General features: G+C 32.4%; 16 protein-coding genes and 2 pseudogenes. 5 read left to right on the top strand and 13 right to left on the bottom strand.

Annotated features, from left to right (window positions below):
• Positions 1-19: 19 nt before the first annotated feature.
• The 3 genes from JJC03_RS13325 to JJC03_RS18115 all read right to left on the bottom strand — a co-directional run bounded on the left by JJC03_RS13325 (position 20) and on the right by JJC03_RS18115 (position 1,285).
• A complete protein-coding gene (locus tag JJC03_RS13325) occupies positions 20-796 on the bottom strand; it encodes a toxin-antitoxin system YwqK family antitoxin (RefSeq protein WP_235873469.1) in 777 nt (258 codons plus the stop codon).
• Between the two features lie 139 nt (positions 797-935).
• The gene (locus tag JJC03_RS13320; protein WP_235873468.1) at positions 936-1,124 is read right to left on the bottom strand and encodes a hypothetical protein; all 189 of its coding nucleotides are present in this window, start codon (positions 1,122-1,124) and stop codon (positions 936-938) included.
• Between the two features lie 38 nt (positions 1,125-1,162).
• Positions 1,163-1,285: a hypothetical protein gene (locus JJC03_RS18115; RefSeq protein ID WP_258931901.1), complete on the bottom strand. Its 123-nt coding sequence runs from the start codon at positions 1,283-1,285 to the stop codon at positions 1,163-1,165.
• Between the two features lie 348 nt (positions 1,286-1,633).
• On the opposite strand from JJC03_RS18115, the gene JJC03_RS13315 reads away from it, so the two are divergent.
• A complete protein-coding gene (locus JJC03_RS13315) occupies positions 1,634-2,629 on the top strand; it encodes an IS110 family RNA-guided transposase (RefSeq protein ID WP_235873467.1) in 996 nt (331 codons plus the stop codon).
• Positions 2,630-3,037: 408 nt separating this feature from the next.
• Here JJC03_RS13315 and JJC03_RS13310 read toward each other — a convergent pair whose 3' ends face one another.
• Together JJC03_RS13310 and JJC03_RS13305 are read right to left on the bottom strand one after the other, a co-directional pair.
• Positions 3,038-3,178 carry a hypothetical protein gene (locus JJC03_RS13310; RefSeq protein ID WP_235873466.1) on the bottom strand — a complete coding sequence of 47 codons (141 nt, stop codon included), beginning with the start codon at positions 3,176-3,178 and terminating at the stop codon, positions 3,038-3,040.
• Positions 3,179-3,518: 340 nt separating this feature from the next.
• Positions 3,519-4,720: pseudogene (locus tag JJC03_RS13305) on the bottom strand (IS256 family transposase).
• 1,083 nt (positions 4,721-5,803) lie between these two features.
• On the opposite strand from JJC03_RS13305, the gene JJC03_RS13300 reads away from it, so the two are divergent.
• Together JJC03_RS13300 and JJC03_RS13295 are read left to right on the top strand one after the other, a co-directional pair.
• The gene (locus tag JJC03_RS13300) at positions 5,804-6,730 is read left to right on the top strand and encodes an RHS repeat-associated core domain-containing protein (protein ID WP_309597807.1); all 927 of its coding nucleotides are present in this window, start codon (positions 5,804-5,806) and stop codon (positions 6,728-6,730) included.
• Positions 6,731-6,739: 9 nt separating this feature from the next.
• A complete protein-coding gene (locus JJC03_RS13295) occupies positions 6,740-7,195 on the top strand; it encodes a hypothetical protein (protein ID WP_235873465.1) in 456 nt (151 codons plus the stop codon).
• A gap of 64 nt (positions 7,196-7,259) precedes the next feature.
• Here the strand turns inward: JJC03_RS13295 and JJC03_RS13290 are convergent, their stop codons facing one another.
• The 4 genes from JJC03_RS13290 to JJC03_RS13275 form a co-directional block, all read right to left on the bottom strand.
• The gene (locus JJC03_RS13290) at positions 7,260-8,408 is read right to left on the bottom strand and encodes an IS4 family transposase (RefSeq protein WP_235873464.1); all 1,149 of its coding nucleotides are present in this window, start codon (positions 8,406-8,408) and stop codon (positions 7,260-7,262) included.
• A gap of 223 nt (positions 8,409-8,631) precedes the next feature.
• On the bottom strand, positions 8,632-8,940 hold the full coding sequence (locus JJC03_RS13285) for a hypothetical protein (RefSeq protein WP_235873463.1): 309 nt from the start codon (positions 8,938-8,940) through the stop codon (positions 8,632-8,634).
• Positions 8,941-9,033: 93 nt separating this feature from the next.
• Positions 9,034-9,288 carry a hypothetical protein gene (locus tag JJC03_RS13280; protein WP_235873462.1) on the bottom strand — a complete coding sequence of 85 codons (255 nt, stop codon included), beginning with the start codon at positions 9,286-9,288 and terminating at the stop codon, positions 9,034-9,036.
• Between the two features lie 35 nt (positions 9,289-9,323).
• Positions 9,324-9,959, bottom strand: coding sequence for a hypothetical protein (locus JJC03_RS13275; RefSeq protein WP_235873461.1), 636 nt, complete (start codon positions 9,957-9,959; stop codon positions 9,324-9,326).
• Positions 9,960-10,647: 688 nt separating this feature from the next.
• Between JJC03_RS13275 and JJC03_RS13270 the strand changes: the two genes are divergently transcribed.
• A complete protein-coding gene (locus JJC03_RS13270; RefSeq protein WP_235873460.1) occupies positions 10,648-11,646 on the top strand; it encodes an IS110 family RNA-guided transposase in 999 nt (332 codons plus the stop codon).
• Between the two features lie 182 nt (positions 11,647-11,828).
• Here the strand turns inward: JJC03_RS13270 and JJC03_RS13265 are convergent, their stop codons facing one another.
• Positions 11,829-12,395 (bottom strand): hypothetical protein, encoded by a 567-nt coding sequence (locus JJC03_RS13265; RefSeq protein ID WP_235873459.1) that lies wholly within the window; start codon positions 12,393-12,395, stop codon positions 11,829-11,831.
• A 229-nt stretch (positions 12,396-12,624) separates the two neighbouring features.
• Positions 12,625-13,608, bottom strand: a complete 984-nt coding sequence (locus JJC03_RS13260; protein WP_258932627.1) for an RHS repeat domain-containing protein — start codon at positions 13,606-13,608, stop codon at positions 12,625-12,627.
• A gap of 1,096 nt (positions 13,609-14,704) precedes the next feature.
• Here JJC03_RS13260 and JJC03_RS13255 point away from each other — a divergent pair.
• A pseudogene (locus JJC03_RS13255) lies at positions 14,705-15,906 on the top strand (IS256 family transposase).
• Between the two features lie 108 nt (positions 15,907-16,014).
• Here JJC03_RS13255 and JJC03_RS13250 read toward each other — a convergent pair.
• On the bottom strand, positions 16,015-16,377 hold the full coding sequence (locus tag JJC03_RS13250) for a hypothetical protein (RefSeq protein ID WP_088445526.1): 363 nt from the start codon (positions 16,375-16,377) through the stop codon (positions 16,015-16,017).
• A 14-nt stretch (positions 16,378-16,391) separates the two neighbouring features.
• Positions 16,392-17,435, bottom strand: coding sequence for an SH3 domain-containing protein (locus JJC03_RS13245; protein ID WP_235873457.1), 1,044 nt, complete (start codon positions 17,433-17,435; stop codon positions 16,392-16,394).
• Positions 17,436-18,052 lie beyond the last annotated feature (617 nt).

Genomic DNA, 18,052 nt, shown 5'->3' with positions numbered 1-18,052 from the left:
TTATGGGCTGGGGGTCAGATTAATTTACATAATAATCTATAAAAGCAGTATCTTTTAAAATTTGATTATAATACTTTTTATTAAATTTATAAGTTACTATAACATATAAAAGATTTTTTCCTTTTTTATATTTTGTCTCTTCTAGTAATAAATAATTTACTCCTGATTTTTTAATCTTTATTTTTCCTTTATGAAAATCTGAATAGATAAATTCAACTTTTCTTATTGTATTTGGGATATTCGCCAACATACAATCCATTTTAAATTTTTCTCCAAATTTAATTTTGTCTGAATCTAAAAAACAGTTCACAGGTTTTCCTTCATAACTTTTTATCCTACCTAAAGAATCTAAACGAATTATAAATGGTACTTTTCCAAGACTATCATATAACATATATTTCCTTAAGTTCCCGTTTTCATAATTATAGAAACCATCCCCACACAAAGTATCTCGACTATATGTCAATAAAGTATTTATTTTTCCATTTTTAAAATATGATACAGCAATCCCATCATTCATTCCATTTCTGAGATTTTGGATTTCTTTTAATTTACCACTATCAAAAAATCTATATAAATTACCGTCGAGTTTGTTGTTTTTATAACTGCACTTTAATACAAGCGCTCCATCTTGATTGTATGTATAAGATTTTCCCTGTAATACAGTGTCTCCTTCTTTTATAATATAATTATATATTTCTCTTTCATTGTTTTCAGGGTTTATTCTTTCAATCACTTTATTCTTTTTACAAGAGATAAAAATTAATAGAAGAATAAAAAGAATTAAATTTTTCATAGTAACTTATTTTTTACTCAAATTTTTTCTTGCAACTCTCTCACTTTTAACAAACTTACCGCCATTGTTTTGATCATAAGTACTTACTGTTATTGAATCGGACTCTTTATTAGAACTAAATTGTGTAGTTTTTTTAAAGTTATCTACTTGTTTTTTTTGTTGAAGCTACTGCATTTTCAACTTGTTCCATCACTTTTACACCATCTGCAAGTTTGTTTATATTATCTAGGTGCGATATAGATGGCGCACCAACTTGTCCAGATGCTATCATATAAAGCTCTGAAATATCAATTTGTGTGGTATTACTTGCTGAATTAATTCGTTCCAAACCTCTAACATTTAATATATTCCCAGCATCATCTACTACTAGTGTAATACCTCCTTTAAAATGTCCTTTTCATTTCCTTTCAAAGGGTCATTCTTTTCTTGAGGGATATCATCGATTCTATCATTTAATATCAACCAAGCTTCTGGTGTTATAGGAGACACTCCAGAATGTGAAAGTGTTTCTGAATCGTTTTTTACGATTTTTCTAGTTAAAACTTTATTATTTTTATCCTTTACTATGTACTCTACATCTACAGTATCATAATAATCATAGACTTTAACAGCATCATCAGATAACCTTTAGTTTTGTTCTTTGAAAAATTTGTAAATTATAACAAAAATGACCAAACCAACAAAGTGAACCCTCGAGCGATCAAAGTTAACGACTTACGACCCGATTAGGACTTTGTTGGTTTATACTGAAAAGCTTCAGAGTAGTAATTAAGGTTTTTAGACCTATTATCAAGGTTTCGAAAGAATTCAGTATTTGGTTATCTAATACTCAATGTTATGAACAAATTTAATCATTTTATTGGAATTGATATTTCCAAAGAGTATTTCGATGCTACTTTATTGGTCGAAAGTAACATTCAAAAACACAATCAATTTGCTAATTCTGTTAAAGGTGTTAAGGGTTTTCTAAAATGGCTTAAACAAGAAAATGCCTCTATTGAAAATACATTGATATGTATGGAACACACAGGGATGTATAGTAAAGTATTGTCTAGTGTTCTTCTTGCTAAGAATTGTAACACTTGGATAGAAATGTCTTTAAAAATCATTCGAAGCAGTGGTCTTCAAAGAGGTAAAAATGATAAGATTGATTCAGAACGAATTGCACTTTACGCTTTTAAAAATCAAGACGAAGTAACCCTTTTTAAAGCACCTAAAAAGTCTTTAGAAAAAATACGAGTATTGTTGTCTTTACGTGAAAAAATGGTAGCGTTTAAAGCTACTTTGATTACAAATGTAAATGAACTAAAGTTATTGGATAAAGAGCTTTATAGGATAACTCAAAAACATCAAAAGCAAAGTATCAAAGGAATTAATCAGGACATTAAAAAGATTGAAAAAGATTTAGAAACTCTTATTTTAGAAGATGAAAAATTAAATTCTTTGTACAATACTATCACTTCTGTTCCTGGTGTTGGAAAGGTTACTGCTTTATCATTAATTTGTTTTACAAAAGAATTTACAACTTTTCAATCCCCAAGACAATTAGCTTGTTATTGTGGAGTTGTTCCTTTTGAATATACCTCTGGAAAAAGTATAAGAGCTAAGCCGAAGGTGCATTTTATGGCTAATAAGAAATTAAAAAAACAATTGCATATGTGTGCTTTGTCTTGTGTAATGCATAATCCAGAAATGAAAATTTATTACCAACGTAAAGTAGCAGAAGGTAAAAGCAAAATGCTTGTCTTAAATAACGTAAGAAACAAACTTGTACACATTATATGTGCTTGTGTTAGAGAAAACAGACATTACCAAATAAGAGAAGTAGCATAAAAAACAATAAATAAATTTTTCTTTTGAAAGGAAAGAAGTAAAAAACTTCTTCCCCTTCGCAAGACTTATTGTGTTTTTGCTACATAAAATTATTAAATTATTCGCAAAAAATAATCGAAAAGTTTAACAATTATTATTTGCTTTTATCATAGTAATCGGGGCTGGACAACATATTTTTATATTTTTTAAATTCTTCAAAATAACCTTCTTCCAATAATTTTTTAATTAGAATTTTACTCATTGAATAATTTAAAAAGCAATGCTCATGAAATATCCTATCATAAAAAAGAAAAGTGGGTCATCTTCGTTTATTAAGAAGCGTGGAAAAGCTATCAATTCTTCTTTCGAATACATAACATTACCACAAATCTTACATTTACTCCTTCCATCTATCATTATAGCCATAAATTAATATTTTGTTGTTGATGCATCAGCTTCAGAACCTTTACCTCTATATATTGTAGTTCTTTGCCCATCATGATAAATATATTGTTTGGATTGATTTAAAACATCTAAAGCCTCTCTGTCAGCTGGACTAGGTGTATTCAATTCACCTGCTCTAACTGGTTTGTGAGTTTTTTTTATGTCTAATTTTTAAAATACATATGGCAGTTTTAAGTACAAACAAAAGGATTTTTGACACAATTCTGAACACAAATAAAATCTATGTGTCAATGAGAACAAATTTTGACCTAGAAACTAGAAAAATAGAAAAGAAAAAACTCTAAATTTTCCAATATACACAATTTTATATAAGAGTAATCATACTAAGAACTATTCTTCCTATTACTAATTCCTTAATTCATAATCACAAAGAGAAGTAAGCTTACTTCTCATAAAAAGACACTATCCTACAAAGTGTGTAAGTTAAAAAGTTTAGGCTTGGATTTTATAATCTGAGCCTTTTTTCAAATATAAGATTAAATTGGTTTAAAACAATACCCCAATTTTGTATTGGCATCGACCATTTTTTAGTTGCTTCTTTTAAGGCAAGGTAAACCGATTTTATTACCGCCTCATCTGTTGGAAACGACATTTTGTTTTTGGTGTACTTGCGAATTTTCCCATTAAGATTTTCAATTAAATTTGTGGTATAAATAATTTTGCGGATTTCTAACGGGAAGTCAAAAAGATGGTTAATTCGTCCCAATTTTCCCTCCAAGATTTGATAGCATATCCATATTTAGATTCCCATTTTTGAGCAAAATCTTCTAGAGCTAACTCGGCGGCTTGTTTTGTTGGTGCTGTATAGACTAGTTTCATGTCGGTTGTAAATTGCTTTTTATCTTTCCATACGACATATCTACAAGCATTTCTTATTTGGTGAACCACACAAATCTGTGTTTGTGATTCAGGAAAAACAGAACGTATGGTTTGAGTAAATCCGTTTAAATTATCGGTAGCCGTTATTAAAATATCTTCCACTCCGCGGGCTTTTAAATCGGTTAAAACACTCATCCAGAAGCTTGAACTTTCATTCTTACCTAACCACATACCAAGAACTTCTTTTCGTCCTTCATGATTAAGTCCTACTGCTAAATAGATAGTTTTATTGATTACTTTTGAGTTTTCACGAACTTTGAAAACAATTCCATCCATCCAAACAATTAAGTAAACTTCATCTAATGGTCTGTTTTGCCAGGTTACTATCTCACTTGCTACTGCATTAGTAATTCTTGAAATGGTAGAAGTTGAAATGTCAAAATTATACATTTCTTTGATTTGCTCTTCAATATCACTAACACTCATTCCTTTAGCATAAAATGAAATGATAACATTCTCTAAACCATCAATAATATTATGTCTTTTAGGGACTAAAACAGGTTCAAAACTACCTTCTCTATCTCTTGGGACTTTAATTTGATCTTCTCCAAAGGAAGTCTTAATCTTCTTGGTTCCATGACCATTACGATAATTGCCGTCAGAGGTTTTTTGATGTTTTTCGGTATCTAAGTGAGCATCTAGTTCGGCATTGAGCATGTGTTCTACTGCTCGTTTATGCATTTGCTTAAAAAAGGAAGATAAATCTTCTCCATTTTTAAAGGATTTAAAAAAATCCTTGTTGTTTAATAAGTCTTCTTTGTCTATCATAACTATGTAAATATATAAAACGTTAAAAAGTTATTTCCGAAAAATTTTAGCTCTTTTAAGCGAGCTAATTTTTCAGAATAACTTTTTAACTTACACAGTTTGTGTTATACTGCCAATCCAATCAGAAACAGTGTAATAGTAAACTGGCTCAAATCAAACAATCTTCGAAAAACCCAATATCTAGCAGGACATAGATATATCAGCAGTACAGAACGCTACCAACAAGACAATTTAGAAGAACTTCACGAAATGATAAACACTTTTCATCCAATCAAATAATCTTCCAATGTAGAGCCATCAATAGGTGTTCACTCCTGGCTCGCTTTGTTCCAGTCATCACTTCCAGTCGCTTTTACAAGCTCCGTTCTCGTTCTTCCTTGCACACACTCTCTGCGTCGTTCACGCTTCGCTATTTTGTCCGTTATAGTTTTTAGTGTGTTCCGCTTCGCTTCACCTAAATCAAGGAACACGTCCAACGCTCGCCGTGTTGTGGCGGTTGCTCCCTGTACTCTCAGTACGCCCTGCAAGGTGTAGCAAAGCTACGCCGAAATAGATTTGCTACCTGCTTCGTTCCTCGCAGTACGCTTCAGGGCTATGCTTTCAGCACACTGCGCCACATTGCTCCTCGTCGTGCCTCCTCGTCCGCATCCCGTGTCGCAGGCTTCGGTACATTGCCGCAACACCGCCACATCGCTCCTCGGTAAGTAAAAAGGCTTTTTTATACCACTAACCGCATAACGCCTTTTTTACTTCCCTGCGGTGCTTGGGGGTGTTTATTCTTGAACCGCATAGGTTACTGAGCCTGTCGAAGTACTAACGCCCTTCGGTTGTTTGCTCATTTTTTTAGAAGAAAGCCAATGAGGCTTTTTCTTAAAAATGGAGCTCTCTCTTTTGGCTTTCTTCCAAAAAAATCGAGCACCACAAGGCTAAAGTACCTGTAAACTAAAGGTAAACACTCGAAGAATAGTAAATACTTGCCAATGGATAAAGGATAAATAAACGGATTTTTATATATTTGGAATGTAGCAATACAAGACGTTCTTTAAAAAAACAGTTGTAGTTAGAGGTAAGGCAAGCGGAAAAATTTTTTTTTACTGGTTTTATCAGAAAAGACATACCCAAAGTAGTGGTAACCCTAGTAAAAAACGCATAAATTATTATCCTTTTGGTTCGCTCGTTCCTAATCGCCACGGATACAGTAAAGACTACCGTTACGGATTCCAAGGACAAGAAAAAGATGACCAAATTAAAGGGGAAGGGAATTCGTTGAATTATGAATTTAGAATGCACGACCCTAGGTTGGGAAGGTTTTTTGCTATTGACCCGCTGGCTCCTAAATACCCACACAATTCTCCGTACGCTTTTAGTGAGAACAGGGTTATTGATGGAGTAGAATTAGAAGGTCTGGAATGGGAAAGCATTAAAAATCAAGATGGAACGACTACAAGACAATTAACTGTTCAGATGCATAATAATTCTGGTTTATCTGAAATACAAGTTGGAAAATTACAAGAAACTTTGAAAGAAAATTTTAATAAAATTTTCACTGGAGAAGGTGCAACAGGTAATTTAGTTATACAAAATGTTACTGAAGCAAAAGGAGATTTTTTAGTTATTCTACAGGATACGAAATCTTACCCAGTTTTTGACAAAGAAACTCAAGAAGTAGTTGGTAAAACTTATTTTGGTGGACTGACAGCAAAACTAGGTCAGACACAAAACAACAGTTTTGATTTAAATGTAACAGTAGATGGTAGTAAAAGAGCTAATTCAGCTATATCTAGAACATTTAATCACGAAGCTGGGCACACAGCTGGTCTCGAACATCCTTGGGAAATAAGCAATCCTGATATAAGACAAGGGACATCAGCAGTAAGCGATTCAACCGTTCAAAAAAACCTTATGAATTCATCAGAGAATACTAATGTAGATAATCGTTCAAATTCAGGAACAAAACTAACCAGTGGTCAGTTTAAAAGTATGGATGAATTAATTAAAAAACGACAATAAATCCAACTTATGAAAACTATCTCTTTTTTAATTTCGTTTTTAACACTAACTACTTTAATTAGTTGCTCCCCAACACAACAAACCATAAAAAGTATTAGTTGTAACAATAGTATTACTATACAATATGATAAACCTTTAAAATCTCAAAAAATATCTTCTGAAGATATTAAGAAACAAGGTTTTGTAGTTATCTTTTTACAATCATTTAATGATTCTATAAAAGCTTTTGTCAATAATAAAATTTATTACGACAAATTTTTAAAAACAGCTAGTAATTCTGATAATCATACAAACTATTTTGGATACAGTTATAAAAATGACAAAATTGTACCTATTCTTAAAATTGAGTCGATATCAAAAAAATCTTGTTTTGATTTACAAATAAATAAAAAGTATAAAAGAATATATGTCTTTTTATCAGATGAGGGAAATTGGACAGTTAGATTCTCAAATAATTACTATTGATAAATATAAAATCCCGCTCCCGCCCACCGATAGTTCGAGCGTCACGCCATAAGTGTTCGAAACCCTATTTTGGTTTGAAAATATCCTCAACTTGATTTGGGTTTTCACCGCATTTTTCCACAATATCTTTGATGATTAATACTTCTAACTCGTTAGCAAATTTTAGTTTTGGTATTTTGTACCCTTTTAGATTGTTTAGTTTTTTATAAACTGTCAAAAGGATCGCCATTATCAAAGTCATATACATAACAACCTTTATTCCGTTTAGATTCCTAGAAATCAAATGACTAAAGTTTAAGTTTTGTTTTATAAATTTAAAAAACACTTCAATCTCCCATCGCTTTTTGTAAATATCGACAATCTCTTTAGAAGTCAGGTCATTACTATTACTTAAAAAATAGAATATTTCATTACTTTCCTTTTCTCTTGCAATGATTAACCTTAAAAATGAAGTTGTTTTTTTATTTCGTTTATCAAACAATATGATCTTCAAATCTCTTTCAATATATAATCTTTCTGTTTCGTTTTGAACTATTTTAAATTCCTCAACTATATCAAATCGAGTATAATTATTAAGACGAGTAACAAAAATAAAATTCTGGTTATTAAAACTTTCAAATGCACTTCTTGCCTGAAGTCCGCGGTCAAAGACCAATATATTTTCTGGACTTAGAGGACATTCATTTATCAAATCTTTTAAAGCAAAATCTTCAGAAACGAAAGCTTGTTCTGTAAATATCTTTGAGTGTATAGGAACATTCGAAAAAGCCATACTAAATTTCACAAATCTTTTATCTCCTTGTTTGTTAATCTGCATTCCTTCTTCAAATAATTTAGAAGAAATACTGACTAAAGTAGAGTCGAAAGCAATGATGTTGTGCTTTTTATTAAGATATTTATTTTGAAATTGTTTCAAGCAACTTTTGAAAATTGCTTCGAAATAACACGGATTTATAGTAACTAATCGGTCTCTTATCGAATTGTATTTTACTCCGTCAAAACTATTGTTTGCAATACTTTTAAATGCTAATGAATGATAAAATTCCTCCATAACCCTCAGGCTATTATTTTTTACATTTAGCATTGAAAAAAGTAAAAGTTGAAACATCGTTTGCCCATTGAGCTTTTTAACTTGGTAATCAACCTTGTACTTTAATGATAATCTTTCTAATTCCTCTTTTGGAATATAATTTAACACTTCCGAAACTTGCATAGTTTCTTGTAAAATTATAAAATTTAAGGTTTCGAACACTTATGTTTACAAAATCGCGCTAACGTTTGCGTTGAGACTCACTTTGCGTCATTCCTGCGCCATCTGGTAACCTTTGTGTTGAGACTCACTTTTTGTCATTCCCGCGACTACGGGTAAAACCATAGTTATCCCAATGACACCTAATGCTCGCGACGGCAGGGGATCGGGTTCGAGCCTTCTAATTTTATTTAGCCCATTCAGGTTTACTTTTCCATCCATCAGGTGGAGCAACTAAAACACTATCAGGGACTGGGTTGTCTAATATTATTCCAGGAGAGCCTAAGATATTATCGTTCTCAAGAAAAACAACAAGAAATCTGTTACCAATTTTTAAATTTTCAACTAATTCAAAACTAGCGTTTGAATAATTTTTAAATTTTTTTCCCTTTACTACAAAAGTAAAAAACACATTATACGAACCTCCTTTTTTAATGCGATATTCAGTAACTTCTCCAATTGTATATTTTCCTTCTTTCTCAACCCTTGGCAACAATACACAATACCTATAATAAAATAGCGAAACTATACATAAAAGGAGTATATATAAAAGGATTTTAGATTTATTAAGAATCATAATTATAGTTTATTAATCACATTTTTCTTCACTGGAACAATTGTTGTCATTAATTTTATTTGATAACACTTGAGAATTAATTTCAACAGTGGTATCAATCACAGCTTGTCCGACAGTTTGAGCAGAACCTGGCTCTAAATTACCAACTGGAATTTTCGTTTTTAATGCTCCTAATGTCAAATCAGTTATCATTCCAGTTCTAAAAGCACTTTCACTAGAAATTGAAAAAACAGGAGTCTTAGAATTTAAATCAATCATTGATTTCATACTTAAATTAGATGAATTCCCAATTGCACTTCCGACTACTGGCGCAAAAAAGTATCTCCCGCCACTTTAACAAGGTTAACGTCTTTGCTTATCAATGCTTGTGTGCTAACACTTATTGCAGCTTTGGTTAACATTACATCTGTAGCAGACATTGTGCCAACTGCTCCAACATCTAAGATTGCAGCTGTTGGAGCAATGACAGGAGCTAAAATCACCCCAACTGTACCTACAGCTACATTTTTAAGTGTCTCTCTAAATGCCTTAGCTTCTCTGTCATTTGAAGTAGCAACATATTTTAAAGCTTTTTTAATGGTAGTTGCTGTACCTACACCTGAATTAAGTTCTTTAATAGTTATACCTGCTTTCTTCATTTTTAAAGCAGAATTATCTCCAGTATAAATCGCCTTTACCATTCCATCCGCACCATAAATATTAAATTGATTCTGTGATTTTGTACCTGACCAAGTCCCAACATTTTGTTGAGTATAACTCATTTGTTTCGTTGCTTCATATTTACCGCCTTTGTTTTTGAAAACGCGATAAACATTAACATTTAAATGTTCTGCCCCTTCTAACTCAATAGCATCCAATACTCTATTTTCACTAAAAGCATAAGACGAGTTCCAAGGATATTCATCTTCTTTAGGATCCACCGCAAAAAACCTTCCCACCCTTGGGTCGTGTCCTCTATAAGTGAAGTTTATGTAGTTCCCTTCACCTTTTAACTCGTCATCTTTTTCCTGTCCTTGGAAGCCGTAACGGTAGTCTTTACTGTATCCGTGCCTATTAGGAACGAGCGAACCAAAAGGATAATAATTTATGCGTTTTTTACTAGGGTTACCACTACTTTGGGTATGTCTTTTCTGACAAAACCAGTAAAAAAAATTTTCCTGCTTGCCTTACCTTTAGCTACAACTGTTTTTTTAAAGAACGTCTTGTATTGCTACATTCCAAATATATAAAAATCCGTTTATTTATCCTTTATCCATTGGCAAGTATTTACTAACCTTCGAGTGTTTACCTTTAGTTTACAGGCACTTTAGCCTTGTGGTGCTCGATTTTTTTGGAAGAAAGCCAAAAGAGAGCGATTCATTTTTAAGAAAAGCCTCTTTGGCTTTCTTCTAAAAAAATGAGCAAACAACCTTTAGATTTGTTCTTTGAAAAATTCGTAAATTTAATAACAACCAAAACTGACAAAGTAAACCATTCGCGCCGCAAAGATTTTAGGCTTATCCCTCGATCAGGACTTTGTCAGTTTTATTGAATCAGCATCAAATAGTTATTCAGTCATAAAGGACTATTATCAAGGCTTGGATAGAAGATTCAATAACTTGGTTGCTAATTTTAAAATCTTTTTCTATGAGTAAATTTAGTAATTTTCTAGGAATCGACGTGTCAAAAGAATATTTTGATGCAGTAGTGATTTTGAATGGTGATAAAAACAACAGCATTCACAATCAGTTTACTAATGATAGCAAAGGTTTAAAAGAATTGATAGCTTGGTTGAAATCCAATCAATCTAATGCGAAAAACACCTTAGTTTGCCTTGAACATACAGGTTTATATGGCAAAATAATTATCCCCCATTTGCTTGATAAAGAGTTCTCTGTTTGGGTTGAAATGTCTTTAAAAATTATTCGCAGTTTAGGAGTTCAAAGAGGTAAGAATTACAAAATAGATGCTGGAAGAATAGCCTATTATGCGATGAAAAATCAAGAAGAAGCCCAGTTTTATCAACCGCCAAGAAAAGTAATTGATAAAATTAGAAAGTTACTGACTCTTAGAGATCATTTGGTAAAAACCAAAGCCTTGTTAGTTAAAAACACCAATGAACTCAAAAGTTTTGAGCCAGAACTGGCTAAGCTAAATGAAAAATATTCCAAAACAACCATTCAAGGAATAGAGAAAGATTTAAAAAACATTGAAAAAGAATTGGATAAAGTCATCGAAGATGATGAAAAACTTTCTAATTTATATGAAAAAGCAACTTCAGTTGTTGGAGTTGGAAAAATAACCGCTTTGTTGTTGATTTGTTTTACCAATGAGTTCACAATGTATGAAAACCCAAGGCAATTAGCTTGTTATTGCGGTGTGGTACCTTTTGAATACAGCTCTGGAAAAAGTGTAAGAGCAAAACCAAAAGTCCATTATATGGCTAATAAAACACTCAAAAAACAGTTGCATATGTGTGCGCTTTCTTGTATTTCAGCAAAAGGTGAACTCAAAGAGTATTTTGAAAGAAAAGTAGCTGAAGGCAAAAACAAAATGCTAGTAATAAATAATATTAGGAACAAATTAGTACACCGAATTTGCGCCTGTGTAAGAGATAATAAGCTATACGAAAGAAAAGCAGCTTAATCAAAAACATATAAATTTTCTTTTGAAAGGTAAGAAGTAAAAAACTCCTTACCCTTCGCAAGACTTATTGTGTTTTTTCAAGATAAAGTTATTGAATTATTCGCAAAAAATAATCGAAAAGTTTAACAATTATTATTTGGAAAAACCATAGTTATCGGTAGGTAATCTGGTTTTAAATAAACTTACTTTACATAAATATCAAATTTTAATGTATCAATAAACATAGGTGTCACATTGTCATTAAACTTATACCTTACTATACTCTGAATAGTATTTCTTCCCTTTACACAAAATTTTTCTTCTAAATCGTAGAAAAATGGTTTTGAATATTTAATATTTTTTAATTTATATTTATTTATTGAATTTTCTATTTCAATACTATAACTTTTTTTTGAATTTGGAATATTCGGATAGATAAACCTGCAATTAATTTTGCCTCCAACTTTATGTTCATTCTTCTTTTGAGTATATTTTACAAATTTCTCTTTATTATACAAATGCTTATCAAGTTCATGTTGAAACAACTCAACTTGAAGTAGTCCACTACTTCTGGTTACTCCTATTTTATCATATTGTATAACATAAAAAGGAACATCATTCGTATCACTAACTACATATCTAGAAAGCAGACCTCTTTTACTATAAAAAAAACTCTCTAAAGTAATATTGCTATTTTTTCTATAATGTTTAGATTCTTTTATACCATTTTCGCAATAATATGTACAATAACCAAATGGTTCATTATTCAAAAATTGACCTTCAGATGTAACATTCCCTTTATTATTATAATTAATAAATTTACCGTCAAAGACAGTATCGCAATTTTTAATTTTATATTCATTTATCCCTTTTAATTTTCCATTTGCATAAAATTCCTTTAAAACATATTTTTTTCAAATATATTTTCATAAATTAAAAAAGAAATGATTGCAATACAAAATAATAATATAATCAATATAACTTTAAAATGTTTCGTCATTATTTATTAGTTTTTTTCTTATTTTTCTGTCTTTCAAGCACATCGTTTCTAGTATATTCACCAGGTCCAGTTTTAACCATATAGACACTATCTTTTGATTTAGGATTAGATTCTTTTTTATTTAATTCATCAACTTGTTTAACTGTTGATTTAGCTGCATTTTCAACTTGTTCCATCACTTTTACACCATCTGCAAGTTTGTTTATATTATCTAGGTGCGATATAGATGGCGCACCAACTTGTCCAGATGCTATCATATAAAGCTCTGAAATATCAATTTGTGTGGTATTACTTACTGAATTAATTCGTTCCAAACCTCTAACATTTAATATATTCCCAGCATCATCTACTACTAGTGTAATACCTCCTTTAAAATGTCCTTTTTCATTTCCTTTCAAAGGGTCATTCTTTTCTTGAGGGATATCATCGATTCTATCATTTAATATCAACCAAGCTTCTGGTGTTATAGGAGACACTCCAGAATGTGAAAGTGTTTCTGAATCGTTTTTTACGATTTTTCTAGTTAAAACTTTATTGTTTTTATCCTTTACTATGTACTCTACATCTACAGTATCATAATAATCATAGACTTTAACAGCATCACCAGATAACGGGTCAGTTTCGTATCTTACTTTTCTTTTTAATGAATAATCAACTAATTTTGCATCTGTTTTAATAATTTCACCATTTTCATTTGCTGTAATAGTTACTTTTCTCTTTCTTTTTCCATCAGGATCAATGATTGATATCGGACTATTCCCAGCGAAACTATATGGGGAATCATAAGCATATTTCATAAACAAGGGGTCTTGCTTAAACCATCTCCCTACTCTCGGGTCATACATCCTAGCCCCAAAATCATAACTATTTCCTTCCCCTTTAATTTGGTCGTCTTCTTTTCCATTAAACCCATAACGATAACCATTTGGTTTTGAGCTACCATGGCGGTTAGGCACGAGCGAACCAAAAGGATAATAATTTATGCGTTTTTTACTAGGGTTACCACTACTTTGGGTATGTCTTTTCTGATAAAACCAGTAAAAAAAAATTTTTCCGCTTGCCTTACCTCTAACTACAACTGTTTTTTTAAAGAACGTCTTGTATTGCTACATTCCAAATATATAAAAATCCGTTTATTTATCCTTTATCCATTGGCAAGTATTTACTATTCTTCGAGTGTTTACCTTTAGTTTACAGGTACTTTAGCCTTGTGGTGCTCGATTTTTTTGGAAGAAAGCCAAAAGAGAGAGCTCCATTTTTAAGAAAAAGCCTCATTGGCTTTCTTCTAAAAAAATGAGCAAACAACCGAAGGGCGTTAGTACTTCGACAGGCTCAGTAACCTATGCGGTTCAACAATAAACACCCCCAAGCACCGCAGGGAAGTAAAAAGGCATTATGCGGTTAGTGGTATAAAAAAGCCTTTTTACTTACCGAGGAGCGATGTGGCGGTGTTGCGGCAATGTACCGAAGCCTGCGACACGGGATGCGGACGAGGAGGCACGACGAGGAGCAATGTGGCGCAGTGTGCTGAAAGCATAGCCCTGAAGCGTACTGCGAGGAACGAAGCAGGTAGCAAATCTATTCCGGCGTAGCTTCGCTACACCTTGCAGGGCGTACTGAGAGTACAGGGAGCAACCGCCACAACACGGCGAGCGTTGGACGTGTTCCTTGATTTAGGTGAAGCGAAGCGGAACACACTAAAAACTATAACGGACAAAATAGCGAAGCGTGAACGACGCAGAGAGTGTGTGCAAGGAAGAACGAGAACGGAGCTTGTAAAAGCGACTGGAAGTGATGACTGGAACAAAGCGAGCCAGGAGTGAACACCTATTGATTGCCTTTGATTGGAAGATTATTTGATTGGATGAAAAGTGTTTATCATTTCGTGAAGTTCTTCTAAATTGTCTTGTTGGTAGCGTTCTGTACTGCTGATATATCTATGTCCTGCTAGATATTGGGTTTTTCGGCAGTATAACACAAACTGTGTAAGTTAAAAAGTTATTCTGAAAAATTAGCTCGCTTAAAAGAGCTAAAATTTTTCGGAAATAACTTTTTAACGTTTTATATATTTACATAGTTATGATAGACAAAGAAGACTTATTAAACAACAAGGATTTTTTTAAATCCTTTAAAAATGGAGAAGATTTATCTTCCTTTTTTAAGCAAATGCATAAACGAGCAGTAGAACACATGCTCAATGCCGAACTAGATGCTCACTTAGATACCGAAAAACATCAAAAAACCTCTGACGGCAATTATCGTAATGGTCATGGAACCAAGAAGATTAAGACTTCCTTTGGAGAAGATCAAATTAAAGTCCCAAGAGATAGAGAAGGTAGTTTTGAACCTGTTTTAGTCCCTAAAAGACATAATATTATTGATGGTTTAGAGAATGTTATCATTTCATTTTATGCTAAAGGAATGAGTGTTAGTGATATTGAAGAGCAAATCAAAGAAATGTATAATTTTGACATTTCAACTTCTACCATTTCAAGAATTACTAATGCAGTAGCAAGTGAGATAGTAACCTGGCAAAACAGACCATTAGATGAAGTTTACTTAATTGTTTGGATGGATGGAATTGTTTTCAAAGTTCGTGAAAACTCAAAAGTAATCAATAAAACTATCTATTTAGCAGTAGGACTTAATCATGAAGGACGAAAAGAAGTTCTTGGTATGTGGTTAGGTAAGAATGAAAGTTCAAGCTTCTGGATGAGTGTTTTAACCGATTTAAAAGCCCGCGGAGTGGAAGATATTTTAATAACGGCTACCGATAATTTAAACGGATTTACTCAAACCATACGTTCTGTTTTTCCTGAATCACAAACACAGATTTGTGTGGTTCACCAAATAAGAAATGCTTGTAGATATGTCGTATGGAAAGATAAAAAGCAATTTACAACCGACATGAAACTAGTCTATACAGCACCAACAAAACAAGCCGCCGAGTTAGCTCTAGAAGATTTTGCTCAAAAATGGGAATCTAAATATGGATATGCTATCAAATCTTGGAGGGAAAATTGGGACGAATTAACCATCTTTTTGACTTCCCGTTAGAAATCCGCAAAATTATTTATACCACAAATTTAATTGAAAATCTTAATGGGAAAATTCGCAAGTACACCAAAAACAAAATGTCGTTTCCAACAGATGAGGCGGTAATAAAATCGGTTTACCTTGCCTTAAAAGAAGCAACTAAAAAATGGTCGATGCCAATACAAAATTGGGGTATTGTTTTAAACCAATTTAATCTTATATTTGAAAAAAGACTCAGATTATAAAATCCAAGCCTAAACTTTTTAACTTACACACTTTGTAGGATAGTGTCGCTTGGATTTTATAATCTGAGCTTAGTCTTATGTTTATTTTGTTCTAAAATAAATAGTTAATCAATCTTCATTATAAATATCTGCCAATTGTCTTTTTGCTAAATCGATATCTTTTAAAACATCACTCTTTTTTGTTAAATTATAATAAGTGTTTGCCAATAAATAGGCATCTACTGGATGTTCCATATATTCATAATTAAAACATTCTTTATATATTGAATAGTTTTTTTTATTAAATACCTCATTATAAACTTTAAAATTTCTATAATTTAATTTTTCTTGATATTTCTTTTCTTGTTTATTCTGGTATTTCGAAAACAATATTTGCTCTTTATGTTTATTATAATATTTAAAGAATAATATTCCAAAAACAACATTTGAAATAATTAAAATTAGACTAAATACCTTTTTATAGTTACTCATTTTTTATTTTAAATTTATTTATTCTTTTTCTTATCTCCAACTTCAACAGATACATTTTCTTCAACATAACTACTATTAACCCATCCTTTTTTATCTCCACCTAATGAAATCTCTTTCCAAGCACCATCAACTTTTCCTGTAAGATTTAATGATGATCCTTTAGGTAATTGCTTAATAACGTTATTACCATAACCTGCTGTAGTCCTAACTTTTAAATTATTAACTGTTGTTATTCCCGTTATGGTCACATCAACATCTGTATAGTTAAACATATAGTCCCAAGCACTTGGAGCACTCATACCATTGTAATCAGCATCAAATTGTCCTTTCCATTCCCCTCCTTCAAATAAATTCCAATGACCAGGAGTATTAATATCTACTTTTCCGTGTTCTCCATCAACTGGATCGGCTCTTTTGTTTTTGGCATTTGTGATTTTTCTAGGGCCTAATTCTTTCCCAGGAATAAATGCTCCTCTTTCGTCTGGTGCGATTAATATTAAATTAGGATACTCAGCACTTATTTTCTGTGCGATTGCTTTGAGGTATTGACCGTTTTCTTTAAAGAAAGATCGACCTGTCCTACAAGAATGTAAAACAACAACAATTTTTTCAGTGCTTTTAGCATTTTTATATACATCACTTTTCTCTAAAACAGCTTTAAATTCTCCAGGTTTATCAGTCCATTTACCGTTACCTGTTAAATCGAAAGAAGAAGGTGAACCGTGCATATATACGTGTACAGCAGATTTATCGGTATTTTTTACTGCTTCATTATAAATAGTTGCATCTTTCTTGGGATCAATAAGGGTAACTTCAGAACCTTCTAACTCTCTTCCATCCATAACCCTATTTTCAGAAAAAGCATAAGGACTATTCCAAGGAAAATTAAAACTTAATGGATCTCTAGCAAAAAACCTTCCCACCCTAGGGTCGTGCATTCTAAACGTATAATTCAAAGAATTCCCTTCCCCTTTAATTTGGTCATCTTTTTCCTTGTCCTTGGAATCCGTAACGGTAGTCTTTACTGTATCCGTGCCTATTAGGAACGAGCGAACCAAAAGGATAATAATTTATGCGTTTTTTACTAGGGTTACCACTACTTTGGGTATGTCTTTTCTGACAAAATCGTTAAAAAATTTTTCCGCTTGCCTTACCTCTAACTACAACTGTTTTTTTAAAGAACGTCTTGTATTGCTACATTCCAAATATATAAAAATCCGTTTATTTATCCTTTATCCATTGGCAAGTATTTACTATTCTTCGAGTGTTTACCTGTAGTTTACAGGTACTTTAGCCTTATGGTGCTCGATTTTTTTGAAAGAAAGCAAAAAAAGAGAGTTTCATTTTTAAGAAAAAGCCTCTTTGGCTTTCTTCTAAAAAAATGAGCAAACAACCGAAGGGCGTTAGTCTGCGTAACGTTTAACACCCCCAAGCACCGCAGGGAAGTAAAAAGGCGTTATGCGGTTAGTGGTATAAAAAAGCCTTTTTACTTACCGAGGAGCGATGTGGCGGTGTTGCGGCAATGTACCGAAGCCTGCGACACAGGATGCGGACGAGGAGCAATGTGCTGAAAGCATAGCCCTGAAGCGTACTGCGAGGAACGAAGCAGGTAGCAAATCTATTCGGCGTAGCTTCGCTACACCTTGCAGGGCGTACTGAGAGTACAGGGAGCAAC

Origin of the sequence: Flavobacterium oreochromis, from assembly GCF_019565455.1 — a bacterium.
In the GTDB taxonomy this organism is placed as follows: Bacteria; Bacteroidota; Bacteroidia; order Flavobacteriales; family Flavobacteriaceae; genus Flavobacterium; species Flavobacterium oreochromis.
The sequence above is the reverse complement of the archived record's forward strand: the minus strand, read 5'-3'. Positions and strand labels throughout refer to the sequence as shown.

What these genes read in the sequence shown, in the direction of transcription:
- JJC03_RS13325 (WP_235873469.1), bottom strand. Translation starts at nt 796, where the DNA reads ATGAAAAATTTAATTCTTTTTATTCTTCTATTAATTTTTATCTCTTGT.
- JJC03_RS13315 (WP_235873467.1), top strand. Translation starts at nt 1,634, where the DNA reads ATGAACAAATTTAATCATTTTATTGGAATTGATATTTCCAAAGAGTAT.
- JJC03_RS13295 (WP_235873465.1), top strand. Translation starts at nt 6,740, where the DNA reads ATGAAAACTATCTCTTTTTTAATTTCGTTTTTAACACTAACTACTTTA.
- JJC03_RS13290 (WP_235873464.1), bottom strand. Translation starts at nt 8,408, where the DNA reads ATGCAAGTTTCGGAAGTGTTAAATTATATTCCAAAAGAGGAATTAGAA.
- JJC03_RS13280 (WP_235873462.1), bottom strand. Translation starts at nt 9,288, where the DNA reads ATGAAATCAATGATTGATTTAAATTCTAAGACTCCTGTTTTTTCAATT.
- JJC03_RS13270 (WP_235873460.1), top strand. Translation starts at nt 10,648, where the DNA reads ATGAGTAAATTTAGTAATTTTCTAGGAATCGACGTGTCAAAAGAATAT.
- JJC03_RS13250 (WP_088445526.1), bottom strand. Translation starts at nt 16,377, where the DNA reads ATGAGTAACTATAAAAAGGTATTTAGTCTAATTTTAATTATTTCAAAT.